At 38.0% G+C, this 26,288-nt stretch carries 25 protein-coding genes; 14 read left to right on the plus strand and 11 right to left on the minus strand.

The features are described 5' to 3' along the window. Window positions 1–525: 525 nt before the first annotated feature. Window positions 526–1,632 carry a hypothetical protein gene (locus A5482_RS05165; protein WP_069790690.1) on the plus strand — a complete coding sequence of 369 codons (1,107 nt, stop codon included), beginning with the start codon at window positions 526–528 and terminating at the stop codon, window positions 1,630–1,632. A gap of 58 nt (window positions 1,633–1,690) precedes the next feature. On the opposite strand, the gene A5482_RS05170 is transcribed toward A5482_RS05165, so the two are convergent. Beyond that, entirely contained in the window at window positions 1,691–2,941 is a 1,251-nt protein-coding gene (locus A5482_RS05170; RefSeq protein ID WP_069790691.1) for an FGGY-family carbohydrate kinase, read from the minus strand. A 124-nt stretch (window positions 2,942–3,065) separates the two neighbouring features. On the opposite strand from A5482_RS05170, the gene A5482_RS05175 reads away from it, so the two are divergent. Continuing rightward, a complete protein-coding gene (locus A5482_RS05175; RefSeq protein ID WP_069790692.1) occupies window positions 3,066–4,325 on the plus strand; it encodes a SufS family cysteine desulfurase in 1,260 nt (419 codons plus the stop codon). 211 nt (window positions 4,326–4,536) lie between these two features. Here A5482_RS05175 and A5482_RS05180 read toward each other — a convergent pair whose 3' ends face one another. Both A5482_RS05180 and A5482_RS05185 read right to left on the minus strand, forming a co-directional pair. Next, window positions 4,537–6,639, minus strand: coding sequence for a flotillin family protein (locus A5482_RS05180; RefSeq protein WP_069790693.1), 2,103 nt, complete (start codon window positions 6,637–6,639; stop codon window positions 4,537–4,539). A gap of 35 nt (window positions 6,640–6,674) precedes the next feature. After that, entirely contained in the window at window positions 6,675–7,412 is a 738-nt protein-coding gene (locus A5482_RS05185; protein WP_069790694.1) for an OB-fold-containig protein, read from the minus strand. A gap of 402 nt (window positions 7,413–7,814) precedes the next feature. Here A5482_RS05185 and A5482_RS05190 point away from each other — a divergent pair, with 402 nt between their 5' ends. Then, complete coding sequence (locus A5482_RS05190; protein WP_069790695.1) at window positions 7,815–9,365, plus strand: ferredoxin--nitrite reductase; 1,551 nt, start codon at window positions 7,815–7,817, stop codon at window positions 9,363–9,365. Between the two features lie 124 nt (window positions 9,366–9,489). Here the strand turns inward: A5482_RS05190 and A5482_RS05195 are convergent, their stop codons facing one another. Then, window positions 9,490–9,840, minus strand: coding sequence for a DUF1830 domain-containing protein (locus A5482_RS05195; RefSeq protein ID WP_069790696.1), 351 nt, complete (start codon window positions 9,838–9,840; stop codon window positions 9,490–9,492). Window positions 9,841–10,273: 433 nt separating this feature from the next. On the opposite strand from A5482_RS05195, the gene A5482_RS05200 reads away from it, so the two are divergent. Further along, complete coding sequence (locus tag A5482_RS05200; protein WP_069790697.1) at window positions 10,274–10,501, plus strand: ferredoxin-thioredoxin reductase variable chain; 228 nt, start codon at window positions 10,274–10,276, stop codon at window positions 10,499–10,501. A gap of 260 nt (window positions 10,502–10,761) precedes the next feature. On the opposite strand, the gene A5482_RS05205 is transcribed toward A5482_RS05200, so the two are convergent. Together A5482_RS05205 and A5482_RS05210 are read right to left on the minus strand one after the other, a co-directional pair. Then, window positions 10,762–11,913: an aminotransferase class V-fold PLP-dependent enzyme gene (locus A5482_RS05205; protein WP_069790698.1), complete on the minus strand. Its 1,152-nt coding sequence runs from the start codon at window positions 11,911–11,913 to the stop codon at window positions 10,762–10,764. An 81-nt stretch (window positions 11,914–11,994) separates the two neighbouring features. Next, window positions 11,995–12,237, minus strand: coding sequence for a DUF4327 family protein (locus A5482_RS05210; RefSeq protein ID WP_446684819.1), 243 nt, complete (start codon window positions 12,235–12,237; stop codon window positions 11,995–11,997). Window positions 12,238–12,408: 171 nt separating this feature from the next. Here A5482_RS05210 and A5482_RS05215 point away from each other — a divergent pair, with 171 nt between their 5' ends. The 3 genes from A5482_RS05215 (at window position 12,409) to A5482_RS05225 (ending at window position 15,644) form a co-directional block, all read left to right on the plus strand. Further along, entirely contained in the window at window positions 12,409–13,290 is an 882-nt protein-coding gene (locus A5482_RS05215) for an energy-coupling factor transporter transmembrane component T family protein (RefSeq protein ID WP_069790699.1), read from the plus strand. 316 nt (window positions 13,291–13,606) lie between these two features. Continuing rightward, window positions 13,607–15,145 carry a sensor domain-containing diguanylate cyclase gene (locus A5482_RS05220; RefSeq protein ID WP_069790700.1) on the plus strand — a complete coding sequence of 513 codons (1,539 nt, stop codon included), beginning with the start codon at window positions 13,607–13,609 and terminating at the stop codon, window positions 15,143–15,145. A 106-nt stretch (window positions 15,146–15,251) separates the two neighbouring features. Then, window positions 15,252–15,644 carry an ArsR/SmtB family transcription factor gene (locus tag A5482_RS05225; RefSeq protein ID WP_069790701.1) on the plus strand — a complete coding sequence of 131 codons (393 nt, stop codon included), beginning with the start codon at window positions 15,252–15,254 and terminating at the stop codon, window positions 15,642–15,644. Window positions 15,645–15,708: 64 nt separating this feature from the next. On the opposite strand, the gene A5482_RS05230 is transcribed toward A5482_RS05225, so the two are convergent. Further along, entirely contained in the window at window positions 15,709–16,035 is a 327-nt protein-coding gene (locus A5482_RS05230; RefSeq protein ID WP_069790702.1) for a DUF3155 domain-containing protein, read from the minus strand. 319 nt (window positions 16,036–16,354) lie between these two features. On the opposite strand from A5482_RS05230, the gene argZ reads away from it, so the two are divergent. Continuing rightward, window positions 16,355–18,472 (plus strand): bifunctional arginine dihydrolase/ornithine cyclodeaminase, encoded by a 2,118-nt coding sequence (gene argZ, locus A5482_RS05235; RefSeq protein ID WP_069790703.1) that lies wholly within the window; start codon window positions 16,355–16,357, stop codon window positions 18,470–18,472. Window positions 18,473–18,538: 66 nt separating this feature from the next. On the opposite strand, the gene cbiQ is transcribed toward argZ, so the two are convergent. The 3 genes from cbiQ to A5482_RS05250 are packed head-to-tail and all read right to left on the minus strand — an operon-like array spanning window position 18,539 to window position 20,487. Beyond that, window positions 18,539–19,306 (minus strand): cobalt ECF transporter T component CbiQ, encoded by a 768-nt coding sequence (gene cbiQ, locus A5482_RS05240; RefSeq protein WP_069790704.1) that lies wholly within the window; start codon window positions 19,304–19,306, stop codon window positions 18,539–18,541. Then, window positions 19,306–19,944: a cobalt transporter CbiM gene (gene cbiM / locus A5482_RS05245; protein ID WP_069790705.1), complete on the minus strand. Its 639-nt coding sequence runs from the start codon at window positions 19,942–19,944 to the stop codon at window positions 19,306–19,308. Before cbiM ends, cbiQ begins: the two co-directional genes overlap by 1 nt. 30 nt (window positions 19,945–19,974) lie before the next feature. Further along, window positions 19,975–20,487 carry a hypothetical protein gene (locus A5482_RS05250; RefSeq protein WP_069790706.1) on the minus strand — a complete coding sequence of 171 codons (513 nt, stop codon included), beginning with the start codon at window positions 20,485–20,487 and terminating at the stop codon, window positions 19,975–19,977. 214 nt (window positions 20,488–20,701) lie between these two features. Between A5482_RS05250 and A5482_RS05255 the strand changes: the two genes are divergently transcribed. Then, the gene (locus A5482_RS05255) at window positions 20,702–21,157 is read left to right on the plus strand and encodes a peroxiredoxin (RefSeq protein WP_069790707.1); all 456 of its coding nucleotides are present in this window, start codon (window positions 20,702–20,704) and stop codon (window positions 21,155–21,157) included. A gap of 82 nt (window positions 21,158–21,239) precedes the next feature. Here A5482_RS05255 and hslO read toward each other — a convergent pair whose 3' ends face one another. Then, window positions 21,240–22,133, minus strand: a complete 894-nt coding sequence (gene hslO / locus A5482_RS05260; protein ID WP_069790708.1) for an Hsp33 family molecular chaperone HslO — start codon at window positions 22,131–22,133, stop codon at window positions 21,240–21,242. Window positions 22,134–22,504: 371 nt separating this feature from the next. On the opposite strand from hslO, the gene A5482_RS05265 reads away from it, so the two are divergent. From A5482_RS05265 to A5482_RS05285, 5 genes are all read left to right on the plus strand, one after another. Then, on the plus strand, window positions 22,505–23,089 hold the full coding sequence (locus tag A5482_RS05265) for a CPBP family intramembrane glutamic endopeptidase (protein WP_069790709.1): 585 nt from the start codon (window positions 22,505–22,507) through the stop codon (window positions 23,087–23,089). A gap of 28 nt (window positions 23,090–23,117) precedes the next feature. Further along, window positions 23,118–23,858, plus strand: a complete 741-nt coding sequence (locus tag A5482_RS05270) for a creatininase family protein (protein ID WP_069790710.1) — start codon at window positions 23,118–23,120, stop codon at window positions 23,856–23,858. A 39-nt stretch (window positions 23,859–23,897) separates the two neighbouring features. Continuing rightward, window positions 23,898–24,716, plus strand: a complete 819-nt coding sequence (locus A5482_RS05275; RefSeq protein ID WP_069790711.1) for a carbon-nitrogen hydrolase family protein — start codon at window positions 23,898–23,900, stop codon at window positions 24,714–24,716. A 118-nt stretch (window positions 24,717–24,834) separates the two neighbouring features. Next, the gene (locus A5482_RS05280; RefSeq protein WP_069790712.1) at window positions 24,835–25,488 is read left to right on the plus strand and encodes an ABC transporter ATP-binding protein; all 654 of its coding nucleotides are present in this window, start codon (window positions 24,835–24,837) and stop codon (window positions 25,486–25,488) included. Beyond that, on the plus strand, window positions 25,478–26,284 hold the full coding sequence (locus A5482_RS05285; RefSeq protein WP_446684820.1) for an ABC transporter permease: 807 nt from the start codon (window positions 25,478–25,480) through the stop codon (window positions 26,282–26,284). The genes A5482_RS05280 and A5482_RS05285 overlap by 11 nt, the downstream gene beginning before the upstream one ends. The last annotated feature ends 4 nt before the right edge of the window (window positions 26,285–26,288 follow it).

Genomic DNA, 26,288 nt, shown 5'->3' on the forward strand with positions numbered 1-26,288 from the left:
TGCCTTAAAACTTGTACGTTTATTTCTAAAAGATAGCGAATGGGCGATCATATTTGTATTTTTAGTTTTCTTGAGTGTCTATTTCTGACAAAACAGACAAGTATTTCAACTTACCAAATGATGAAAATAACCATAAATTATTAGAAAAAAAACAAACACTATAAAGACTTTAAAAAACGGTTGGTATTTTGCTATTATAAATATCTTAAGTATTATTACGTAGTATTTATATAGCATTTATACTTTAATTATAAAGTACCTAGTGGTACTCAAAAGTACTAGTTTATATTGTCTTAGTTCCTTCGCAGGAAAGAAAAGTATGTACTTAAATACCCATAAATTTGGCAAGTTATTGTAACCAAAAATACTTGACAAATAAAAATTAGTAAATTATATTTAGTGAGTCAAGTACTATAAGGTATTCTCAGTATTTATTACTTTAAAAATAAAGTAATAAAATGCCGAATTTAATATAGTTGACCGTGTAAGCTATGGGTATAAAATATAATCTCTCGACACTATACAATGAACAAAATTATAATTAGACAAACAACGAAAAACTCTTTTTGTTTTCTATTGGGTGTATGCTTAATCTTATTGCCTAGTCAGAAGTCCTTTGCCGCCAGACTTGATGTTAAGTCCATTACCACAGGCCCTCTCATCGATAATCCTAATACTACAGTTAATGACATAACCTATCTAAATCAAAGCCTACCTATTGTATCCGTCAATGATGGTACCGATGATTGGAGGGTGGGAGTTAACACTTTTGGTGCCGAACTTAGGGTAAGGAGAAGCGGTGTCACTACAGGTACTAATAGAGGTATTCCAGGTGCTAGTATAACTTGGTCGGAGAGACTAGTTGGAGATCCAGACACCACGGTTAGAGGTTCTCTACCCACCTCCACAGAAGCTACTCTCGGAGGTAATAACCTTTTTGAAGGAACCGATAACACTTTTTCTAACAATGCAAACACCAATGCGACAGATATTGAACGTCTTGATTTCATCGTTGAAGCTGGAATTGCAGCCCTTAGTAGTCGTGCCGTAATTGTGGCTGAGAGAGGAAGTAACAATGTTCACGATGGCTTTAAGATTGCTGCTATCACGAGCTTAGGGCAAGGCATAGACAGTCCTCTAACTTGGACATTTGGTACTCTCGTATCAGTAGGTGGAAGTACTTGGGGAAAGACAGAGTTAAGAACCTCTTCTCAGACTCCTGCTGGTGCTAGTGATAATCCTTATACAGTCCTCAATAATCAGGGTACTGCAAATTTTACCGACACAGCAACCCCCGATAATCAGAATTTTGGTGCTGTGCTCATCACCCTTGACGAGTTGGTTAGTCCTAATACTACTATTTTTGGTTACTCCCTTTTTGGGTTTGATGTTAAAGCAAACACTAGCGGTAACGCCGTGGCAGATTGGAAAAATGATTCGTTTTACCCCACTAACACCGAATCTTCTGGACAAAACCTAAATGGAGGAATAGATTTAGTTGCTCTTAATGCGGGGATAGCCAGAAATAACACTACAGAGAAGGAAATTCCTGAAAATACTTCGGTTTTACCTATCATTGCCATTGGTTTACTGGGGCTAAAAGGAAAAAGTCTGTTGAAAGATAGAAAATAAAAATATTACTTATTCGATCAAGGCAGTTTAACTTTTTTTAAGCGCTCTTAATTGTTCATTATTCATCATTCCCCTTGGCTAAAAGGGCAACCCCATAACAGGCTTCCGTGTGCGGAGATTTTGCTACAGGCACATTTAACTTTAATTCCCTTATCTGTCGCCATGGTTCATTTATCGCACCTCCCCCAGCGGTATATACTTTAGTGAGAGGATTTGCTCCTAGTTGTTGTAATAATTGATAACCTTGTTGTTCAATATCCGCAATCCCTTCTAAAATTCCCTGTAAAAAAAGAAGAGGATTATCAGGTTTTGGTTCTAATTTTGGGCTTAATTCAGGATTATTAATAGGAAAACGATCGCCCTTATTTATTAAGGGATAATACTGGTAATTAAGTAAGGTATTAGGATCAATTTTTTGACTTAACTGTATCAAATCATCAGAAGAAAAGAAATGTTTTAAAACCGCCCCCCCAGTATTAGAAGCGCCCCCAGTTAACCACAAATTACCCAAGCGATGGCTATAAATCCCATAACGATTATCATCAATTTTAGTATCACTAAGGAGTTTTAACACAAGAGTTGAACCAAGGGAAGTTACCCCCTGCCCCGTGGTTTTTACACCACTAGCCAAAAAAGCGGCGATACTGTCTGTGGTACCTGTTTTAATGACACATTGAGGATTGATATTAAATTTTTTACTGAGGTTTTCCATAATGGGGACAACAATTTCCCCTGGGGCTTTTACAGTGGGTAAAAGATGGGAAAAAGGTTTATTTTTTAACCATGAAGGATAAGTTAATTTTTCTACGTCATAGCCTAATTTAAGGGCGTTGTGATAATCACTTATACCTAATTTGCCATGTAATAAAAAACCGAGATAGTCAGCTTGATGGAGAAAATAATGGGCTTGACTGAAAATGGGTTGTTGATAGCACCAATAAAGTTTAGCAAGGCTAGAAGTGGCGCTAAGGGTAAGATGATTTTCGGGTACAAACTCTTGAAGTTGGGGGAGGATGCTTTTTCCTCGACTGTCTTTATACCAAAGGGGATTGGTGAGGGGTTTTCCTTTTTCGTCACACAATAAAACGGTGCTGGATGTGCCTGAAACTGCGATCGCCCTTAAATTTTGTTTTATATTGAGGGGTAGTTGAGAAAAAACCTCTTCAAAAATTTCTTGCCACTGGGAAAAATGGTCATAGTTTTGGCATGGTACCTTGATAATATCACTACATTGATAATTTTGATCAAGGGCGATCGCCCTTACCCCCGAAGTACCAAAATCAAAACCTAAATAAAAATTTTCCACCATAACCTTCCCCTCTTACCTGTTGTCGTAACCGTTATTGTCCATGGTCAATTACTCTCTGTGTTAGAATAGGCATTATTCTTGACCTGCAATGGCTACTCCCAATATATAAGAATATAACCCTGTTATGACTGTAACTCAAGTAAGTGCGATCGATTCCAACATAAGAAAAGACTTTCCCATTCTTCACCAAGAAATCAACGGAAATCCCCTAGTTTACTTTGACAACGCCGCCACCTCCCAGAAACCCAGCGCTGTTATCAATGCCCTCAGAAACTACTACGAGTTAAACAACGCCAACGTCCATCGGGGCGCCCATAGCCTCAGCGGTAGAGCAACCGATGACTATGAAGGGGCAAGGGATAAAGTAGCAAAATTTATTAACGCCCGTAGCCGTAACGAAATCGTCTATACTCGCAACGCCAGTGAAGCCATTAACATCGTTGCCTATACATGGGGCTTAACCAACCTCAAAAAAGATGACGAAATCATCTTAAGTGTAATGGAACATCATAGTAACATAGTTCCTTGGCAAATTATCGCCCAAAAAACAGGGGCAAAAATTCGTTTTGTTGAACTTACTGACACCGAAGAATTTAACCTCCAACAATACAAAACCTTCCTTAACGAAAAGACAAAATTAGTATCCATTGTCCATGTTTCTAATACCCTAGGTTGCATTAACCCCGTAGAAGAAATCATTGATTTAGCCCATAAACAAGGGGCAAAGGTTTTAATCGATGCCTGTCAGAGTCTTCCTCATCTCCCCATGGATGTCCAAGCCATGGATTGTGATTGGTTAGTGGGCTCAGGACATAAAATGTGTGCTACCACAGGCATAGGATTTTTATATGGTAAAGAAGAATTATTATTAGAAATGCCTCCTTTTCTGGGGGGAGGAGAGATGATAGGAGAAGTATATCTTGACCATTTTACCTGCGGTGATTTACCCCACAAATTTGAAGCAGGTACCCCCGCCATCGGTGAAGCCATTGCCCTCGGTGCGGCGGTGGATTATTTAACTAACATTGGCATGGACAAAATACACCAATATGAAGAGGAATTAACCGCTTATTTGTTTGAAAAATTAAACAAAATTCCTAACCTTAAAATTTACGGAAATCAACCCACCCCAGAGGGTAAAGGAAGGGCTTGTTTAGCGGCTTTTAATGTTCAGGGTATCCATGCTAGTGATTTAGCTACACTCCTTGATAATGAAGGGGTTGCCATTCGCTCTGGGCATCATTGCACCCAACCTTTACACCGTTATTTAGAAATTTCTGGTAGTGCGAGGGCTAGTCTTTATTTTTACAATACTTTTGAGGAAATAGATGTGTTTATTAAAGCCCTTCAAGAAACCATTGATTTTTTTACACAAATGATGTAAGGAAATAATTGATAATGGAGAATGGATAATTGATAATACAATTTTTTAATGGATAATACAGCTTTAATTTCTCAGTTTAGGGTGATTAACTTTATTGTTTTAATTTTGTAAAGATTGATAGGTAAAAACTCAATTCAAATAGTATTATTCACTTTATTTAGAAGGGATTTGGTTGGGCAAAAAACCCAACCGAGAAATTTTAACGGGATGGTTACTTACCCATGGCGCTATCTTCATCCTCTACCCAAAGGGAAAAGTCCATGTCTTCATCTTCTTCCATCGTAGAAGATTCTTGAACATCATTATTTTGAGTTAATTCTGGAGAGTCTTCGAGGGCTTCCATGGTTTTATTTTCGGGGTTAAAATCAGCTTGAGTGTAATCATTTTGGGTACCATTATTGGTATTTAATAAGCCTTTTATTTGCCCTAATAAACTGCCTAATTTTCCTTCATCCATGAGGGTATTTATCAAGGATAAACCACTGGTGGAAAACAATAATTTATTGATGTCATTTCCGTTGCTTTGCCCATTGCCGTTACTATTGGCACCGGGGAAGGAATAGATACGGGCATCTCCTAAAATGCCAGGTTGAGGGGCGATCGCCTTTAACAATTCGGGCAATTGGGGGGCTATTTCGGGGAAAATGAATTTTATGATCTCAGCTGTGCGGTTTGCGTCACTGAGACTATTTTCTGCGTTTATAAGAGCCTTTTTACCCTCCGCTTCAGCTATCAATTTATACTTTTGAGCATCTGCTAGGGTACGGATAGATTCGGCTTCCAATTCTGCTGCCTGACGGGCAATTTCCGCTTGACGACGACGACGGAAAACATCAATTTCCACCACGTTTTGATCGGTAATACGTTTTTCTGCCGCTTCCCTTTCTGCCACAATTAAGGACAATTGTTTTTGTCTTTCAGCGTTTTCTACCTCTCGGGCAGTTTTTACCCCTTCTTCTGCTTCTGCCCGTTGGGCTTCGGCGGCAAATCTTTCTTTTTCCTTATGGGCGATGGCAATGGAGGCTTGTTGTTGGGCAATTTGGGACTCTTGCTCTGCTTCAGCAATAGCAATTTGAGCGAATAACCTGGTGGCTTCTACGGTGCGCTGACGGTCAATTTGAGCCACTTCCGCCTCTTGCTCTTGCAAAGTCTGAGCTACACGGAACTTTTTATTTTGCTCCTCTAGGGTAATATTAGCTTGGATTTGGCTTTGTTGTACCGCCAACTGTTGCTTAATTCTTTCCTCTTCAATGGCCTGTTGTTGTAAAATTTTATTACGCTCAACCTTTGCTTGTTCTTGATCCCGTGATTCTTGAACTTCCCTCTCCCGTTGGGCTTTGAGAAATTCAATCTCCTTCATCTTGGTTAATTTCGCCTCCTCCTTCTCCTTGCCGATAGATAAACTTTGTTTCTCCGCTGCCAATTCCTGTTGCTCGATGGCTACCCTTGTATCTAACTCAATTTCGCTCTTTTCCCGACTCATTTCCAATTCCACATCCAATTTTTGCTTAATGGATTTTTGAATGGTTTCGGTACGTAACCTTACCCCTTGAGCATCAAAATAGTTATTTTCATCATAGGTATCGCTTTCCTCAATTTCCGAGATGGCAATGTTATTGAGGGTTAAACCCACCTTCCGTAAATCCTGCTGAATCAGGTTTAAAACCTCCTCCGCAAAACCGAGTTTATCCGAGTCAATTTCGGCAATACTTTTCTTTTTCGCCGCCGCCCGAATGGCATCATCTGCCCGTTTTTCGAGGGCATCTTTTATATCAATTTCCGAGATTTTACCCTGTTTTGATAATCGTTGGGCTGCCGTCAACACCGAATCCTTATCCGCACTAATGCACACATAGAAAGTAACCCGCATATTTGCCCGTAAATAGTCTCGGGTGCGCACTGCCAAGTTACCCTGTCTCACCACATCAATGGAAATCTCCCGCAATGGTACTCTGGTTAACTCGTGGAAACCGGGGATAACCATACAACCACCATTGAGGATAACTTTTTTATCCTTGGTGAAAATGCCCCCCGTGCGCACAAAGGCTTCATTGTTGGGGGTGATGGTATAAACTCTGGTGTAACCCCAAATGGCAATTACACCCAAGACGACTAAAGCTGCAATTAAGCCCCCAAAAAAGGTAATATTTCCTATGTTTAATTGTCCCATGACAGGGTTACTATTAATAGGTATTGTGGCAGTGGTTTCGTTCAAATTTCTCTGCTGAATTGGTAGAGATTGAGTGTTATTTTCTAATTGATCGACATTAATGGTGGGTAATTGTTGGATAAAATTAAGCCAAAAGTTGTTCATCTTTTTTTCCTCTTTTGTTATTAAATAAAATACGATTAATTATTACTTGCATTAAGCCATTTATCTTCGTCGGAGGTATCTTTGGCGATCGCAATGTAGCAATGTTGTTGACGGTCAATAATTAAAATTTCTTGTCCTCGATGGGGAATAACTTTCGCCCAGTCAGGGAGGGCAACTTCAATGGTGACAAGGTTTCGGGCGTTATCTAATACATCGGCTTGGGCTACCTTTCCATCCACGAGATAAGGTAATTTGATAGAGGTTACATTGCCCGTACAACCAATTAAACGCTCTCCGTCGATTTCTTCTCCAAAATTGGCGAAAATTTTACCGATGGGGTTGGATAAAATGCGCCCTATCCAGAGGCTACAAGCTAAGGATACCAAAAAGATGATAAGGGCGATCGCCCCTTGAGGTATTTCCCCTATCACCCCACCAATCATCACATTGAGAAACCAACCAATCACCCCCCAACTACAAAAATCAATGGCAAGGAGAATTAATAAAGGACTTTTGCCAACCCCAAACCACGACAAAAATAAGAGAAAATTACCCTCAAAACTCTCATCAGCCTCCATGTCTGCATCAAAATTACTTTCCGCATCGGCATCGGCATCCATATCGAAATCAGCGTCAGCATCCACATCAAAATCCGCATCAGTGTCAATATCTTGGTCATCACCTCCCCCAGAAACAATCACCAGCAAAAACAAAAATACCCCAATTCCTAAAAATATCCAATAGGTAAGATTATTGATGTCAAATAGCAACATTGAGCCTGATTCCTTCTTATGAGCAAATAAAAACTGGTTTTTCAGGTAATAAGAAATATTTTTATTACACCTATCAGCATAACTCCAAACCTCACAAAGGTTATCAACGTTAACTTTTTCGTAACAAAAACCTGTAACCCAAGGACTAATTAGTAAAAATAATCTAGAAGTTTTCAGACATTCTATCGACACAATAAAACCTTATAACCATCCATCCCCAAAAACCTAACCCTCAAATCCTTTCTATCTTCTGGAAAAGCCTATTATGCAATAAACCTATTTAAAGAATGTAATAAATACATTAGTTTTCAAAATTTAGTAGTAAAACTGACAAAATAAAAAGGATGTGATTGATACTCTATGGTCACGACTAAATAAAAAATATATATAAATGGAGTAACCATGACGGTGACGACAGAAAAAAAAATAAAACTAAATAAAATAGAAAAAGTAAAAGCCGCCAAACATGGCCTAGATGTCAAACAAGAAATCGAACATTTTGCCCAGATTGGCTGGGAAGCCCTTAGCGAAGATGATTTAATTGTCCGACTGAAATGGTTAGGAATCTTTTTTCGCCCTGTAACCCCCGGCAAATTTATGTTGCGCCTGAGAATACCCAACGGCATTTTAAATAGTCAACAATTAACCACCCTTGCTCAAATCATTCAACGATACGGAGATGATGGCAGCGCAGACATTACCACCCGTCAAAATCTTCAACTCAGGGGCGTACTACTCGAAGACATCCCCACTATTTTTAGTCAGCTGGAGGCGGTGGGCTTAACTTCTATCCAATCAGGGATGGATAATGTACGTAACCTTACGGGTTCTCCTACCGCTGGAATTGATCCCCATGAGTTGTATGATACTAGGGAGGTTAACTATAAGTTACAGGCGATGATTACCAATAATGGACAAGGTAATTATGATTTAAGTAACCTACCCCGTAAGTTTAACATTGCCGTGGAAGGGGCGAAGGATAACTCTATCCATGCGGAAATTAATGATGTGGCTTTTATTCCAGCTTATAAGGAGGGGGAATTGGGTTTTAATGTGTTAATTGGGGGTTATTTGTCTGCCCAAAGGTGTGCTGAGGCGATTCCGATGGATGTGTGGGTAAAGGCGGATGATGATGAAATTGTGGAACTTTGTCGGGCTATTTTGACGGTATATACGGTTAATGGTTTGGATGAAAGGTTAAGGGAAAACCGTGGTAAAGCCCGTTTAATGTGGTTGATTGATAGATGGACGATGAATCGTTTTCGTATTGAGGTAGAGAAGGAGTTGGGTAAATCTTTGGAATTTGCTGCCCCTACCGATGAGATTACCATGGAAAAACGGGATCATTTGGGGGTACATCCTCAAAAACAGAAGGGGTATAATTATATAGGTATTCATATTCCCGTGGGGCGCTTAGATGCGGAAGGGATGTTTGAAATTGCCCGTCTGGCGGATGTTTATGGTAATGGAGAAATTCGGGCCACGGTAGAACAAAATTTTATTATCCCCTATGTGGCGGATGATAAGGTAGAAGCGTTTTTGAGTGAGCCTATTTTACAGCGTTATCCTCTTAATCCTAGCACGTTGGTGCGATCGCTCATATCCTGTACCGGGGCAAGATATTGTAATTTTGCCTTGGTAGAAACTAAAGCAAGGGGCTTAAAACTGGCTCAGGAATTGGATGAGGAGTTAAATATCCCCCAAAGGGTGCGTATTCACTGGACAGGTTGCCCTAACTCCTGCGGACAAGCCCAAGCGGGAGATATTGGCTTGATGGGTACAAAAGCGAAAAAAGATGGCTCTGTGGTGGAAGGGGTTAATCTTTTCCTTGGTGGTAAGGTTGGTAAGGATGCGAAGTTAGGGGAGTTATCACAAAAAAGTATTGCCTGTGATGATCTTAAACCTATTCTCAAGGATTTGTTAATCAATCAATTTGGCGCAACGGTTAAATAAGGAATTAGGTGTTAGGGGGATGAGGAGATAAAAAACTAATGATCGTTCATTATCTATTATTTTTCGTTTCTTTCCTTGCATATCTATGATAAAAGGCTGGTTTCCCAGCCTTTTATGGTGAATATTAAGCTGAAAGTAGTTCGAGACTGTCTTCTTGGGAGTCAGGGTTTTGGTCAATTTTTTCACTCTGACTTGCTTCTTCATTATCCCCTGTTGTTTCTTGCTGAATGGATAAAGTGCCACAGGGAATGGTGTCTGATAAAATGGAACTTGCCATCATCCCCGAATGAATTTCTAGTAAGGCTTCAGGTAGTGCTTCAAATATAAGTCTTTGTCCTGGAAATACAACTCTTTCAAAATACCAATTTGCTACGTTTGTAATTCTTGCTACTTGAATTTGACTGGTAGCATTGACATAGCAACACATCATTTTATTACTATCATCGTTGGGAATTGCATCTAATATCTGAGCCATAATAATTATGATATTTTGTATTTATATTTATCTTTACGTCTTCTAAGTTAACACTCCTTGATCCCAACTAGCTGTAAAGATAATTACCAATTTGATTAAATTTATTATTTTTCTTAGACATAAAAAATTGTTAAAAAAATATTAAGTGTTTTTTCTTATTAAAAAATAGATTTAATTTTGAGAAAAAAGAACTAAGTTTCCTTGTAAATGGATAAAATGTTGATTGGAAGAAGTAATAGTTAATTTTTATCAATCATTGATAAAGATGGTTTGCAGATCTCACGGAGTATGCAAAAATAATATGGTTGCCTCTTAAGGGATTAGATTTTTTTAATTCTGGTCTTGTTAAATGAGGTTTTTTTGCTCTTATCTAAGGCTTGTTAGCTAAAACACACTAAAAGAGTTAATTTATTCAAATCATTATATCTAAATTATGAACGTAGGCGATCGCATTAAGGTAACTGAATCAGTAATTGTATATCATCACCCTGAGCATAAAAAGACTGCTTTTGATATTAAGGGCATGGAAGGAGAGTTAATAGAAATTGTAACAGAATGGCAGGGAAGACCTGTAAGCGCTAATTTCCCTTATTTAGTTAAATTTAGCAAAAAGTTTAAGGCTCATTTTCGGGAAGATGAGATTTCTAAAATTGATAGTTAAAGTTTAGGTTTTGCCCCTCAATCCCCCGATTTTGGGCAGGGGTGATTCATTCTACAATTTTCCCATAAGGGCAGGAAACAGGAAACGGGGAATAAAGAGCAGTTTTCGATGGTTTATTATTGCAAATTGATCATCTAAACATTTTTAACTACTTTTTAATCTTGAAGTTTACAAAACGCAGTATTATTTTACTGGCAAAGATTTAAATGTTTTGCTATTCCTACGTTGAATCACTCCTGCCAATTTTGGAGGACTTTGTTTTAGACAATAGAGCGAATTTGTTTAACCAGACTTTCAATTTCTGATTCGAGGGTGAAGTAATGTACACAAGCCCTAACACAGGAAGGATAAGCAAGGGTGCGTAGATAATATCCTTTTGATTCTAAGCTAGACACTAATTGACTAGGGTTTTCGGTGTAGAAGGAAACTAACCCTGATTGGGGAGGGGTATTTTTTAAGCATTTTATTCCTTCTATTTTGTTTAATTCTTCCCAGAGGTAGGCACTTAGTTGGCAAATTCTTTGGTAACGTTTTTCTGGGTTACCCCATGTTTGGTGAAGGGCGATCGCCCTTGTCAATCCAGTATATAATGGGTATGCTGAGGTGGCCACTTCGTATCTACTACCATCTTGGGCAAAGGGTAATCCAGATTTACTAAAATCAAGGCTACGCCAACCAATGAAGGTGGGATGGAGAGGAGTTTCTAAATTTTCCTTGACGTATAAAAAACCTACCCCCGTGGGACCACACAACCATTTATGCCCTGTGCATCCATAAAAATCAACTTCTGTATCAGGAAGATTGAGGGGAATTAACCCAGCGGATTGGGCGCCATCCACCAGAATTTGAATAGATTTATCACTGGGATATTGATGACATACTTGGCTGATTTCTTTGAGGGGTAATACCTGCCCTGTATTCCACAAAACATGGCTAATGACAACTAGGCGAGTTTGGGGGGTGAGGTGATTTTTTATGACTTCAACGGGATTTCCTTGGTTTAGGGTATCCACAATGGGAAAAGTAGTAACTTTGACACCAAATCTTCTTTTAATTTCATTAATACTAGCAATGATTCCGGGGTGTTCGGCATCGCTGAGTAATATTTCATCGTCGGGCTTCCACTCGATGCCCCAAAGGGCGATATTGCAACTATCGGTGACGTTTTCACTCAGGGTAATAGTTTCTATTTTACTATTCGTTTCAAGGGCGATCGCACTTTTGGTATTAGCAACATTTTCGTTAATCCAACTATTTATTTGTAACCCAAAAGGCCCTACTTTTTCTACATATCTATAAGTATCAATAATAGTTTCTAATACAGAATTGGCAAGTATTCCTTGACCACCAAAATTAAAATATTGTTTATCTTCTAAGCCTTTAAAATCTTTTCTTAATTCTTTAATGTCCATAAAATTAGGGGTTGAACATTGTCCAACCCTTTGAGAGTTTAATTGTCAATTTTCCATTGTACATTGTCAATTTTAGAAGCCCTAATCATTCTCCCATTCTTCGGCCCCTAAAAGATCACAAATGCGATCGCGCAATAGAAAATCTCGCTGTTCGAGATTTTTTTCAACTCCCATCCATTCCCTAGGAGGAATAAATTGAGCTAGGCTATAGATTGGTTGATGACGACTTAGTACACCTTTTTCAACTAAGGCTCGAATTTCATCTCTGATAAAATCGAAGGTATATCCATAGGAGGATACGTTGGGAAACATTTGAATACTCATAATAATATAATTACTGATGTTTAAGTTGCTACTAAAAAGTAATAACTTTCTGTTAAATTCTATACTTTTCGTCTTAAAAGTCGCAACTCTTTCCTCCTTTTTATTCTATTAATGGAAATACTTTTATTTGAGTGTTATAATTGTTAACTATTTTTCTTATAATTCTTTTTTATGGATTTATTGCGATCGCTCCCTATTGGCCTATATGTAGAAAAACCCTTTTCTTGGCTTCATCGATTAGATTCGAGGGTAAAATTAGGATGGTTAATGAGTTTAATTTTATCTCCCCTATTAGCTAATGGGCCATGGCGTATTTTTTTAGTAGTTTTTCTATTATTAATAACTTGGTTATCGTTCATTCCTTGGAGAGTACAAAAAAAACAAATTACATGGTTATTATTAATAGGAATACTAAGTTTTATTTTAACGGCGATCGCCCCTGATGGACTAAGTCTTACTTATCAACCACGCCTACCAGAAAGCGAAATTACCATTAATCAACCCACAGATTACCAATACATATTATACAGTTTTGGGAATGTAAATATTACGAGAAGATCCTTTGATTTAGCCATTAGAGTAAGTACCTTATTTTTTACCTTAATTTATAGTAGTAACCTGTTTTTATTAACCACTGCCCCTGAAGAAATCACCGCAGGAATTGAAGATTTATTATCTCCCTTAAACCGCTTTAAATTCCCCGTTACCGAGATGATTTTAACCCTTACTCTTTCCCTTCGTTTTATTCCTTTAGTATTAGAAGAAATCCAAAATTTAATTAGATCCATTAGAACCAGAGCTATAAAATGGCGTAAATTAGGCATTAAAAAAAGTATTCAAATTTGGGTAATTGTCATGGAAAAATTACTAGAAAATATCTTATTAAGAGCCGAACAAATTGCGATCGCCATGGAAGCAAGAGGTTTTACAACTCCGCAAACCCATCAAGTAAAATGGCACGAATCGAGAATAAAAACCAATGACATTGTAGCTCTGTTTTTCTTAGTTATTTTTTGGGTATTTCGGATAACAGTTGGGCAAATGGCAATTTAAGTAATTTTCCTCAAATTAAGTAAGTGGGCATAATTAAATCGATTTAGGCAAGAGGTTTAAACTCCTTGTTCATAAGAGTCTTAATAAAATAAGAGCTATAATTAATTTCGCCAACCTACTTAACTATATTTATCATCAAAAATTATTAGGTTTTAAATAAAAAATTAATAGTAAATAACAAAAAATATTCTCATTTATTATTGATCTCTTATTTTAACCTTGGAGCATAAATTATTAGGAAAATAGATTTTAAAAAATACTCGAACTTGTCATTTCTAATTTATACTATAATCATATAAAATAATTCTAATATTTTGTGTTTTTACAGCGACTGAAAGAAGATAAAAACTCTAATTTGTTTTCCATTGGCATCAACTTAATGACGCTAATACTCTACGTTGCGGGTATTAATGCCAGTCACACATTTACCACCCTTCATTCAGAAGTTGCTTCACTGTGGTTTCCCTCCGCCATTACTTTACCCTTAGTGTTGAAATATGGTATTCAAGTTTTTCCAGGTATAACTCTAGCTTCTATTATTGGCCTTACCCCTTCCCTCCAAAGGATTAGCCCCCATTTATCCTTTATCGGTTTTGCTTTTATCCAAATCAGTTGTGCCTCAGCAAACTGTTTTCAACCCATGATTGCTAAATATGTCATTCAAAGGTTTGCCAAAAGCAAAGATATTTTTATCAACATTCAATCTGTATGTATTTTTATTGGGGCGGCTATATTTTCTCCGATTATTTCAGCTTTTATGGGAGTTTCAGCCTTACTGAGTTTGAATGTTATTAATACAGAAGAATACTTTTATTCCTTAGTCACTTGGTGGTTGGGTAGCGCCTTAGCCCATCTAATTTTTTCTCCCACTATTATGCAATGGAAGAGAAAAGATTTTATTTCTCAAGGTGCCAGTGTTGGGGAAGTTGTCATTATTGCTTTGACTGTTTTAATCATTTGTAGTTTTACTTTTATTTTGATTTACCCAGTGGAATATTTGCTTTTTCCTCCTCTCATCTGGGCTGTTTTTAGACTTAAGCGTTTTCAGGCTAGTTTATTGGTAAGTATTATTGCTTTGATTGCCATTGTATCTACCAGTTTAGGATACGGAACTTTTGCCAAAGATTCGGTTAATTTATCTTTAATTTTATTACAGTCATTTACTGCAGTAATTTCGGTTATAACTCTCATTCTTTCTGCTGTTTTAGCAGAGAAACAAATCACTAAAAATCAATTATATGAAACCTTAGAACATTTAGAAGAAAAGGTTTTAGAACGAACTAAAGAGCTAGAAAACATACAAGTTGATTTACAAAATGCCAACAAAGTTCTTGAAAAAATGGCATATATTGACAGTCTTACTCAAGTAGCTAATAGAGGTTGTTTTGATAAAATTTTAGAACAACAATGGGATTCTTTAATGAGGCAAAAAGAATGTTTATCTTTATTGTTATTGGATGTGGATTATTTTAAAAAATATAATGATTTTTATGGTCATCCCCTTGGGGATGAATGTTTAATCACCATTGCTCAGTGTTTACAGTCTGTCGTGCGTAATTCTTCTGATACAGTTGCTCGATATGGTGGAGAAGAATTTGTCATTATATTACCCTATACCAACCTTGAACAAGCCACAGTGGTTGCTGAAAAAATCCAAAGTGCGATCGCACTTTTAGCCATTCCCCATGAGGTTTCAAAGGTATCGAAACATATCACTTTCAGCATTGGTATTGCCACCACCATTCCCAACTATAACCATATCCCCGATGACTTAATAAAAAAAGCGGATCAGGCTTTATACTTAGCAAAACAGCAAGGTAGAAACAGATTGAAAACTTTTGATGAAAACTGTTAAAAAAAACTAAATTTAGTTTATACGTACTATATTTTTGACAGTATGAAATTTGGAACTGGGTTAAAATAATAAATAGCCATAGCAACAAAACCGTTTTACAAATATCATGAAAAGTCATTCCCCCAGTACAACTCACTCAAAAAATGAACTAATCCCCTGCTCACCCCATGAAGTGGATAATCACGTGTGTGAAGTGTTTGAGGGAAAAATTTTAAGCCATGAAAAATCCCAGAAAATGGCTGACTTTTTCGGGTTATTAGGAGATGCTAATCGTCTCAGAATTTTGTCCGTATTAGCCCAAGAAGAATTATGTGTTTGCGACTTAGCTAATATGTTGCAGATGAGTGAATCGGCAGTTTCTCATCAATTAAGAACTTTAAAATCAATACGTCTAGTTGCTTACCAAAAAAGAGGCAGAAGAGTGTACTATCGTCTTTTAGATCACCACGTTTTTGAATTATATCGTGCCGTAGCAGAACATTTAGACGAGATTGATTAAAAACTAAATAGTTGAAACCCTACCCAAAATCAGAGATTATGGTGTAGGATAACTTTGCTTAGAATTAATTGCTTAGGGAGAGGGCAGGATTTATGACGGCACTTTTAACCTGAGGTTTGATAGTACGAAGACTGGGGAAAAGAAAATGATTTTCCTCCACATACTGGGCGCCAAACAAACCCTTTTCTGCCCAAAAATAACGATCTGTTGTATGCTCGTTTCTTTTTACCACTAATAAGGCAGGAGGGGTGATACCATTAGCCCGAATATGTTTTCTGGCGGCTGTTACGGGTTTGTCTTCGCCACTTTCAATATGATAATGGGGTACTAACTCTAATATTTTTCTTCCCTCAAGACGGCGACGGCTTTTGCGCTTTCTCTTTCTAGCCAAGTTTATTTCCTCCTTGTTATTTTTGTATCAAATGTCTTACAGGTCACATTTGATTGCATGGAGTGATTATATAATTTTTATCCGAATCTGTCAATGGGTAAAGTTATTTTGTCAACTACCCTTTTCCCCAAGGGCGATCGCACTTTCAAACCACAAAAATAGAATAATATAAAGTCATCATTTCAAGACATAGTGAGCATTATAGACATCAAAGGGGAAACGTGATGGAGGTATAATAATATTTTGGTTAAAAGTCAAAAAGAAAGCAAAAATTGACCAACCAAATTTATTTTGAGCCTAGAGAGTATAAAGAATTTTTATGAGTGACAATATCCGTATTTTAATGTGCGCTCCAGACCATTATGACGTTGACTATGTGATTAACCCTTGGATGGAAGGAAACATTCACAAATCCAGTCAAGAAAAAGCCGTTGAGCAATGGCAAAACCTCCACAATATTATTAAAGAATATGCCATTGTTGACCTAGTAAAACCTGAGAAAGGTGTACCTGACATGGTATTCACTGCCAACGCTGGATTAGTATTAGGAGACAACGTTGTTCTCAGTCGCTTTTTTCACCCAGAAAGACAAGGAGAAGAACCCTTTTTTAAAGCATGGTTTGAGCAAAACGGCTTTACCGTCCATGAATTGCCCCAAGATTTACCCTTTGAAGGAGCAGGAGATGCCCTGTTTGACAGAGAAGGACGCTGGTTATGGGCTGGTTATGGTTTTCGTTCAGAGTTAGATTCTCACCCCTACATAGCCCGATGGTTAGACACCGAAGTTTTATCCCTCAGATTAATTGACAATCGCTTTTATCATCTCGATACCTGTTTTTGTCCCTTAGCCGATGGCTACTTACTTTACTACCCCGATGCCTTTGATAGTTACTCCAATCGCTTGATCGAAATGCGAGTACCAGAGGAAAAGCGTATCGTAGTAGAAGAACCTGATGCGGTTACTTTTGCTTGTAATACTGTTAATATTAATGACGTGGTCATCATGAATAATATTAGCAAAGACCTTGAGCAACGCATCACAGCAAAAGGTTTTAAAGTTCGTCAAACTTCCCTCACCGAGTTTCTCAAAGCAGGGGGTGCAGCCAAATGTTTAACCCTAAGAGTAACAGAGCCTATTTTAGAGGATGTTCACGCTAGTAACTATGTCGAAAGTCGAGTTATTAAAATGGAAGGACATCTACTCGATACAGGTATGATGAATCGTGCCTTAGATTTAATCGTGTATGAAGGCGGTAGTTTCAAGGTTCTTAATTTTAATTTAGGTGTAGAACGTCAAAGTCCTTCTTGTGCGGAGGTGCGTATTTCGGCACCCTCTAAGGATGTCATGGAAGATATTATCAGTCAGTTGATTGATTTGGGGGCAGTGTCAACTCCCGAAAAAGAGTCTGATGTGACTTTGGCAACTGTGGTTAAAGCAGGGGTTTCCCCCGATGATTTCTATGTAACGACTATCTATCCTACAGAAGTACGCCTCAATGGAAATTGGATTAGGGTAACTGATCAAAGAATGGACGGTGCGATCGCCCTTAGGGAAAAAAATGGTACTTTTACAGCAACCTGTAAACTATTGCGTGATTTAGAAGTAGGAGAGCAAGTGGTAGTGGGAGTAGATGGTATTCGTACCATTAGAGCTACCCAATCCCGTGAGCAACGTAACAAACCCCAAGAATTTAGCTTTATGAGTGGTGGGGTATCTAGTGAGCGCCGAGTAGAGCTATTAGTCGAGCAAATTGCTTGGGAAATGCGCCATATTAGAGATCAAGGGGGTAAAGTTACTGTGGTAGCTGGTCCTGTGGTCATTCACACAGGCGGTGCAGAGCATCTTTCCAAATTGATTAGAGATGGTTATGTTCAATGTCTGTTGGGGGGAAATGCGATCGCCGTTCACGACATGGAACAAGCTATGATGGGAACTTCTTTAGGGGTTGATATGTACAAAGGTGTACCCGTAAGCGGAGGACACCGCCACCACCTCAAAGTTATCAACATGGTACGCCGTGCAGGGAGCATTGCCAATGCCGTAGAGCAAGGATTGGTAACAAGGGGAGTCATGTATCAGTGTGTTAAAAATAACGTCCCCTTCTGCCTAGCGGGTTCAATCCGTGATGATGGGCCTTTACCTGATACCGAAATGGACTTAATCAAAGCTCAAACCGAATATTCCCGTCTGGTACAGGGTTCAAACATGATTTTGATGCTCTCTACCATGCTACATTCCATCGGAGTAGGTAATATGACCGCTGCAGGGGTAAAAATGGTCTGTGTGGACATTAACCCTGCTGTAGTAACCAAACTGAGCGATCGAGGTTCTGTGGAATCTGTGGGCATTGTCACCGATGTAGGTTTATTCCTCAGTCTTTTAGTTCAACAGTTAGACAAACTAACTAATCGTTATGAACTAGCAGAAACTGTTTAAACAACACAGGGTGGGCATTGCCCACCTTTATAAAAAAAAGTCAAAATTCATCATAGGTTTTCTTTATCAACGCCACAGATACTGTACAACCATTAGACTAATACTAATAATAACCACCGCATAACAGCTTAACCAATGAAGAAAATTAATTTTATTTGTAGAATTTTTGTGGTTAATTTTTGCTCCATAGCCTCTTAAAATCATCGCTTGATATACTAATTTGGAGTCTTCATAACTTCTGATTAATAAATTGGCGATTAAGTTAGCAATTATTTTTAAGTTTCTACGGTTAAATTTTTTACTATTAAATCCCTTTAGTTGTAATGCCCTTTCCATGGTTAAAAGGCGATCGCCCATTTGCTCCAGATAGCGATAAGTCAACAACATCATATCGTTAATGATGGGAGATATACCAAGGGATTGAAAAGTTTTTAAAGTAGTAGTAAAAGGTGCGCTGCCAAATAGGATTAAACTAATAGTAAGAATACAAAAAAAACGAACTACAATTAAAATTACCGTTAAAATTCCCTCTAGTTTTAAACTGAGGAAACCCCAATTAAATATAATAGTTTCCCCTGCCAAAAAAGGCAATATAATTACAACTCCTAAAATAAATATCCCTGGATAACGTAACCTAGAAACAAGGAAATGTAAAGGTAAGTTAGATAAGCAGAAAAAAATAGAAGTAATAATAATTAAAATAGGCAGTAAAAATAAACTTTCCGTAAAAGCGAACGCAAAAATTAAGCTCATCAGAGCGATAAACTTAGGCTTTTGTTCCCAACTATGAATAGGAGAATTTAAACTGGCATATTTATCTAAAAATAATTTCATTAATTATTAATTATTTCTGGCTTAACCTTTTCAAAAAAAGTAATAATCATCACAGTAAGAATCGCTTCCACAATAGATTGAATACCATAAGTAATAAGAGATGTAAAAATTGCGGCTCTTTCTAAATCAATGTCTAAATCAGGGGAGATAGTGCTAAGAATTACCCCTATAAATAACAAAGCCGAAAGAAATATACCTAAACCACCACAAAGAAAAATTAAGAAATTTTTACCCCTTACCGATTGAAAAATATTAATTTCTTTTAAATTCCATAAATAATAACTAATCAAAGCAGGAAAACCCATAATAACCGCATTGATTCCCAAGGTAGATAACCCCCCATGCTGGAAAAATACAGCTTGAAAAAATAAACCAATTAAAATACCAATAAACGAAAAATAACCTAACACAATACCCATTAGTCCATTTAAAATCAAGTGAATATTAAAAGGAGGTATAGGAATATGAATCAAAGATGAAACAAAAAAAGCCGCCGTTAATAAAGATGCTTTAGGTATTTGCTCTTGATAGTTATCAATTTTGTTAATTTGTTTGAGAGAAAACCATGTTAATCCCCCCGTTATGGCATAGCCAGAGATAGATACAGCGGGAGGTAATAAACCGTCGGGAATGTGCATTGCAACTGAATAATTAGTATCGTTAAATTGTTATGTTTTAGGACGAGAGAAAAATAATGCTGTACCAACAAATCCCCATACTCCAGATACTGCCATTAATAATCTTTGGGCTGTATTGGGGGATGATTGTCCTTGGTTTTGACGAGAATTTTGGCTTGAGTTAGTATTTCCATTGCTATTTATAGAGGTATCTCCAGACATCATTGTTTGGCTAGTAGATTCCATAGGAATGTTAATAATACTACCATGACCCGCAGTTGTTACCCTTACTGTCCAATTTCCTGCAATATTTTCATCAGGGGTAAAAGAAAAATTACCATTTTCGTCTGCTACTCCTCGTAAATAAGGCTTATCAGTATTGTTGGGGGCGTGTACAATTACTTGGGCATTGCTCATGGGTTCTCCTGTATCATATTGTGCGACAACAGAAATGGTTTTTAATTTTTCATATTCTACAACTACTCCATGGGCAAAGGTTTTTAAGGGGGTAGTTGTCATACAGAGAATCAAAGCAGAACTAAACCATAATAGTTTTTTTAACATTAGAGAATGCAGAGGAATAATATGCCATTCCTATGGTTTAACATTATCTTTATTTTTTCAATACCCCTGTAGGGCATATGAAAGAATGGTATTGCTTAATAATTGAATGACGCTAGAAATCGAGATATTCAAATATAATCACCATTACCTGCTCCCTGTTCCCTATTCCCTGCTTAAAATAGATAATATTGATCTATAAAATAAATTATTAATTATGTCTGCATTAAAAATAGGCGATCGCATTCCTAACTTTACCTTACCCTCTGCTAGTGGTGAAAACGTTAATATAGAAGACTTTATCGGTAACAAATCCCTCGTTATTTATTTCTATCCCAAAGACGATACCCCCGGATGTACTGCAGAATCCTGTGCCTTTAGAGACAGCTACGAAGTATTTACCGATGCAGGGGCGGAAGTAATCGGCATTAGTGGAGATAGCCCCCAATCTCACCAACAATTTGCCAAGAAATATGACCTTCCTTTCATCTTACTCAGTGATCAAGGAAACAAAGTAAGGAAATTATTTGGAGTACCTTCAACCCTATTTATTCTTCCTGGTAGAGTTACCTACGTCATCGACAAAGAAGGTATCGTCAAACATATTTTTGACTCCATGCTAGACTTCAAAGCTCACGTTGACGAAGCCATAAAAACCATCAAATCCATGTAACAGTAAACAAGGGGTTTAAACCCCTTGCCAAAAAACCTTGTCAATACTTGATATGTTACCCACCTAACACCTAACCCCACATCTATTGAGCCTTAATATTATCAATTACTTCCCGTAAATGGTCAGGACTAGCATGGTAAACCTCATTGCAAAAATGACAAGTAGCCTCAGCGCCGCCATCGGTGACAATCATATCCTCTAACTCATCCACCCCCAACATTCTTAAAGCCCCTAACATACGGTCAAAAGAGCAACTACAATCAAACCTAACCATTTGTACTTCGGGGAAAATATGTAAACCAAAATCTCCCAACAAATCATTAAAAATATCAGTCAAACCTTTACCCTGTCTAAGTAGAGGAGTAAAACCTTTTAATTGCCCTACTCGCTCTTCCAAAGTAGCAATTAAATCCTCATCATGGGAAGCCTTGGGTAATACCTGCAATAACATTCCCCCAGAAGCCGTTACTCCATCTTTGCCCACAAATACGCCCACCAGTAAAGCCGAGGCGGTTTGCTCAGAATTGACTAAATAACTGGCGATGTCTTCCCCTACTTCCCCAGATACAAGCTCAACGGTACTAGAATAGGGATAACCATACCCCACGTCTTTGATTACATACAAAAAACCTTCATTACCTACCGCCTTGCCAACATCTAATTTTCCCATGGCATTGGGGGGTAATTCTACTGAAGGATTAGCCACATAACCTCTCACTGTGCCATCCATCCCTGCATCAACTAAAATGCCTCCTAGAGGGCCATTTCCCTTGATTTTTATATTAACCCTTGAGCCTTCTTGTTTCATACTAGAAGCCAGTAACAACCCTGAAGACATTGCCCTTCCTAGGGCTGCGGTGGCAACATAGGAAAGGTTGTGTCTATCTTTGGCTACTTGCACACTTTTGGTGGTGATTACTCCTACTGCACGAATACCACCATCGGCGGCGGTTGCTCTAATTAATTGATCTGCCATTTGTTTACATTTCTCAACATTTACTCATTTTATTATCGATTATTGACGGGAAAATCGCCAAAAAGATTAAGCTGAAAATAGTTCAAAAATTAGCAGTTGGTTTATTTTTTGATAAAAGTATATTAGTAATCATCTTTTTTTTTAATTTATTTCGTTTTATTTTAGCAGTTATTATTTTTATTGAAATACTATATCAAAACTTTTTTTAGTTTATGTAATCAAAGTGTTAATAACTTATTATAAAAGCATATTTTAATCAAATTACGTCAATTATGCTACCAAAGCTATCGTTATCTTGTTATAAATAAATAAGCTATGATGGCTATTTTGAATCTATTTTTTTGTTTTTTATTAATTTTTAAATCGTTAAAATGAGTGATAATCAGAGCAATTTAGAGTCTTTAAGTCGTATTCAAATTTTAGTTTTTATGGGGGTAACGGCGGTTATTTTTCTTTTAATCGCCCAAATTTGGCATCGGGCAGGATCGATCGCCCTTATCCCTGTACAATTCACTGTATCAGCTATAATCACGGGGATATTGTTAGGAATAGGAGTTTTGTTAGCCAGTGCGGTGTTGAGCAAATTTTGGACTCCCTACCGTGTCAGTGCAGAAAAATATATGAATCTGATTGTATCTCCTCTCATTATCCCTGATTTGATTTGGGTAGGTTTGTTACCAGGGTTGAGTGAAGAATTATTATTTAGGGGAGTGATGATTCCAGCCTTTGGTTATGGTTATGGTGCGATCGCCATTTCGAGTATTCTTTTCGGTGTTTTGCACCTCAGCGATGCCCAAAACTGGCATTATGTCCTTTGGGCGACTATCATTGGCTCTATTTTCGGATATAGCGCCTATGCCACCGATAATCTTTTAGTACCCATCATAGCCCATATCTTAGTTAATTTTAGCTCTAGTTTAATCTGGAAATTGAACCAAAATCGACAGTTACAATAAAGAATAGAATAACAATCATAAATTGAGAATGCAACTACATCAATCCACCTGGCAAGAAGTCGAAACATATTTATCTCACTCTAAAGGTATTATCATCCCCATCGGCTCCACCGAGCAACACGGGCCCACAGGATTAATAGGCACCGATGCCATTTGTGCGGAAAAAATAGCTGATGGAGTAAGCAAAGAAACCTCCGCCATGGTAGCGCCCACCATCAATGTAGGCATGGCATTACACCATACCGCCTTCCCCGGCACCATTAGCCTACGCCCTAGCACTCTTATTTTATACGTCAAAGACTATCTAACATCCCTTGCAAGGGCAGGATTTCAGCGTTTCTTTTTTATAAATGGCCATGGGGGTAATATTGCCACCCTAAAAGCAACTTTTTCTGAGTGTTACGATCATTTTGCCACCCTCGGTATTCCAGACCATGAAAATATCAAATGTACCGTGGCTAATTGGTTCATGGTTCGGAATGTGTATATGTTAGCAAAAGAATTGTATGGCGATCAAGAAGGCTCTCACGCTACCCCCTCAGAAGTTGCCCTAACTCAGTTTGTTTACCCCGATATGATAAAGACAGCCCCCCTAGAAAAAGACGTGGCAAAAGGGCATCCTATTTATGGAGCGAGTAATTTTCGCAGGTGCTACCCTGATGGTAGAATGGGATCAAATCCTAGTTTAGCAACACCAGAACATGGTCAAAGATTTTATGAGTTAGCGGTTAAAAGTTTAAATCAAAGTTATCTCGAATTTATTAGTTAAACAGGTTTGGGTAGGTTAATTTTTTAGATTTAAGTATAAATGAAATCATATTTGGCGGCGGCAGTTTGCATGACAAGCACTCCTGATGTGGAGGCAAATCTCAATCAGGCGGAAGAGTTAATCGAGTTGGCAGTTAATCAGGGGGCGAAGTTGATTGGCTTGCCTGAAAATTTCTCTTTTTTAGGTAGAGATGAGGAAAAAATTGCCCAAGTGGAAACTATTGCCACCAAAAGCGAAAAGTTTTTGATTCGTATGGCCCAGCGTTTTCAGGTTACTATCCTTGGGGGTGGTTTTCCTACTCCCCTTGAGGGCGATCGCACTAAGGCGTATAATACAGCTATGCTAGTGGATGCTAACGGTACGGCATTGGGCTGTTATCACAAGACACACCTATTCGATGTCAATGTACCTGATGGTAATAATTATCAAGAATCAAAAACCGTCATGGCAGGGGATGATTTACCCCCCGTATGTGGCACTGAAGACTTAGGAAAAATAGGGCTTTCTATCTGTTATGATGTGCGTTTTCCTGAGGTGTTTCGTCACCTTTCCCGTCAAGGGGCAGAAGTTATGTTTATTCCTGCGGCCTTTACTGCCTATACTGGAAAAGACCATTGGCAGGTATTATTACAAGCAAGGGCCATCGAAAATACTTGTTATGTGGTAGCCCCAGCCCAAACAGGAAATCATTATGCCCGTCGTTGTAGCCATGGTCATGCGGTAATAGTAGATCCTTGGGGTAGTATAATCGCTAGTACAGGCTCTCAAATTGGGGTTGCCATCGGTGAGATTAATCCTCAGCGTTTACAACAGGTGCGTTTACAGATGCCTAGTTTACAACATCGGGTTTTTAGTTAATCTCAGTATGTTATAACCTTTTTTGGAATATCTCATATTTATGGTGAGTGTGACTTAACCTTACCTTTTTACAAGGGTTTTAAACCCCTTGTTTTGAATTTTTGACAGCAACCTTACCATGTCCGTAAAAATTTTAGAAGGAATTAATCTAGGACAAAAAATAAATACCCGTTGGCTATGGCGTAATCTTTCTTTTTCCCTCCATGCTGGGGAAAGTTTGGGATTAGTGGGGGCAACGGGTACTGGTAAAAGTGTACTATTAAGGGCGATCGCCCATTTAAATTTGCCATTAGAGGGAGAAATAATTTATCAAAATAAAAGTCTTTCATCGTGGCATATACCTTCCTATCGTTCTCAGGTGATATATTTGCATCAACGTTCAGTGATGTTTGAAGGCACGGTGGAAGATAATTTAAAATTAGTTTATGGTTTAGGTATTCATAAACAACATAGTTATGATGTTACGAAAATTGATCATCTTTTGGATTTATTCGAGCGCCCTTCTTCCTTTTTAGGACAATCTGCTTCTAATTTATCGGGGGGTGAAACTCAAATAGTAGCTTTAATTAGAGCATTACAATTAGAACCAACTGTATTACTTTTAGATGAATGTAGCGCTTCCTTAGATGGCAAAAGTACCAATCAAGTAGAACAGGCGATCGCCCTTTGGCGACGAGAAAATCCGCAACGGGCTTGTATCTGGACGAGTCATGATAATAATCAAATTACCCGTGTGACAGAAAAACAGTTGATAATTGAGAATGGAAAATAACTATATAATCCTAAATTATTTTCAGTTAGGGGGGGCAGTCTTACTAATCCTCATCAACATAATTCTATCCCTTTGGCTAAGGCTAGGGTTAGAAAAATCCCTGCTTACCGCATCGGTACGTATGGTAATACAATTACTACTCGTGGGGTATGTGTTGGAATGGTTGTTTAACCTATCGAATCCTTGGGTTGTAATGGCGATCGCACTTTTAATGGCAGGAATAGCAGGGGTTTCCGCCGTCAACCGCACCTCCCGAAGGTTTCCCAGTGTTTATTGGCGCAGTTTAATTTCCGTCTTAGTATCCTCATTTTTGATTACTAATTTATCCGTAGCAGGGATTATCAGAGTTGAACCATGGTACGATCCTCAATATCTCATTCCCTTGCTTGGCATGATATTAGGAAATACCCTCACAGGCATATCCCTTGGTTTAGATAGATTTATGGATAACCTAGTAAAAAATCGTCACCATGTGGAAACCCTTTTATCCTTGGGGGCAACCCGTTGGGAAGCCACTCACCAAGAAGTAACCTCCGCCATTGCCACAGGGATGATTCCCATTATTAATTCCATGATGGTGATGGGAGTAGTCAGTTTACCAGGTATGATGACAGGTCAAATTTTAGCAGGGGCAAGTCCTCTTAGTGCCGTTCGTTATCAAATTGTCATAACCTTTGCGATCGCCTCTGCTAGTGCATTAGGTACATTAGGAGTAGTATTATTAACATGGATAGCCCTTACCACCCCCAACCATCAACTAAAAATAGAGATTATCAATAATCACCGCAAAAAATAAAATT

The sequence above is a fragment of the Cyanobacterium sp. IPPAS B-1200 genome (assembly GCF_001747005.2).
Taxonomy (GTDB): domain Bacteria; phylum Cyanobacteriota; class Cyanobacteriia; order Cyanobacteriales; family Cyanobacteriaceae; genus Cyanobacterium.

Coding starts and splice junctions, on each gene's coding strand:
- A5482_RS05165 (WP_069790690.1), top strand. CDS start 526: ATGAACAAAATTATAATTAGACAAACAACGAAAAACTCTTTTTGTTTT.
- A5482_RS05170 (WP_069790691.1), bottom strand. CDS start 2,941: ATGGTGGAAAATTTTTATTTAGGTTTTGATTTTGGTACTTCGGGGGTA.
- A5482_RS05175 (WP_069790692.1), top strand. CDS start 3,066: ATGACTGTAACTCAAGTAAGTGCGATCGATTCCAACATAAGAAAAGAC.
- A5482_RS05180 (WP_069790693.1), bottom strand. CDS start 6,639: ATGAACAACTTTTGGCTTAATTTTATCCAACAATTACCCACCATTAAT.
- A5482_RS05185 (WP_069790694.1), bottom strand. CDS start 7,412: ATGTTGCTATTTGACATCAATAATCTTACCTATTGGATATTTTTAGGA.
- A5482_RS05190 (WP_069790695.1), top strand. CDS start 7,815: ATGACGGTGACGACAGAAAAAAAAATAAAACTAAATAAAATAGAAAAA.
- A5482_RS05195 (WP_069790696.1), bottom strand. CDS start 9,840: ATGGCTCAGATATTAGATGCAATTCCCAACGATGATAGTAATAAAATG.
- A5482_RS05200 (WP_069790697.1), top strand. CDS start 10,274: ATGAACGTAGGCGATCGCATTAAGGTAACTGAATCAGTAATTGTATAT.
- A5482_RS05205 (WP_069790698.1), bottom strand. CDS start 11,913: ATGGACATTAAAGAATTAAGAAAAGATTTTAAAGGCTTAGAAGATAAA.
- A5482_RS05210 (WP_446684819.1), bottom strand. CDS start 12,237: ATGAGTATTCAAATGTTTCCCAACGTATCCTCCTATGGATATACCTTC.
- A5482_RS05215 (WP_069790699.1), top strand. CDS start 12,409: ATGGATTTATTGCGATCGCTCCCTATTGGCCTATATGTAGAAAAACCC.
- A5482_RS05225 (WP_069790701.1), top strand. CDS start 15,252: ATGAAAAGTCATTCCCCCAGTACAACTCACTCAAAAAATGAACTAATC.
- argZ (WP_069790703.1), top strand. CDS start 16,355: ATGAGTGACAATATCCGTATTTTAATGTGCGCTCCAGACCATTATGAC.
- cbiQ (WP_069790704.1), bottom strand. CDS start 19,306: ATGAAATTATTTTTAGATAAATATGCCAGTTTAAATTCTCCTATTCAT.
- cbiM (WP_069790705.1), bottom strand. CDS start 19,944: ATGCACATTCCCGACGGTTTATTACCTCCCGCTGTATCTATCTCTGGC.
- A5482_RS05250 (WP_069790706.1), bottom strand. CDS start 20,487: ATGTTAAAAAAACTATTATGGTTTAGTTCTGCTTTGATTCTCTGTATG.
- A5482_RS05255 (WP_069790707.1), top strand. CDS start 20,702: ATGTCTGCATTAAAAATAGGCGATCGCATTCCTAACTTTACCTTACCC.
- hslO (WP_069790708.1), bottom strand. CDS start 22,133: ATGGCAGATCAATTAATTAGAGCAACCGCCGCCGATGGTGGTATTCGT.
- A5482_RS05265 (WP_069790709.1), top strand. CDS start 22,505: ATGAGTGATAATCAGAGCAATTTAGAGTCTTTAAGTCGTATTCAAATT.
- A5482_RS05270 (WP_069790710.1), top strand. CDS start 23,118: ATGCAACTACATCAATCCACCTGGCAAGAAGTCGAAACATATTTATCT.
- A5482_RS05275 (WP_069790711.1), top strand. CDS start 23,898: ATGAAATCATATTTGGCGGCGGCAGTTTGCATGACAAGCACTCCTGAT.
- A5482_RS05280 (WP_069790712.1), top strand. CDS start 24,835: ATGTCCGTAAAAATTTTAGAAGGAATTAATCTAGGACAAAAAATAAAT.
- A5482_RS05285 (WP_446684820.1), top strand. CDS start 25,478: ATGGAAAATAACTATATAATCCTAAATTATTTTCAGTTAGGGGGGGCA.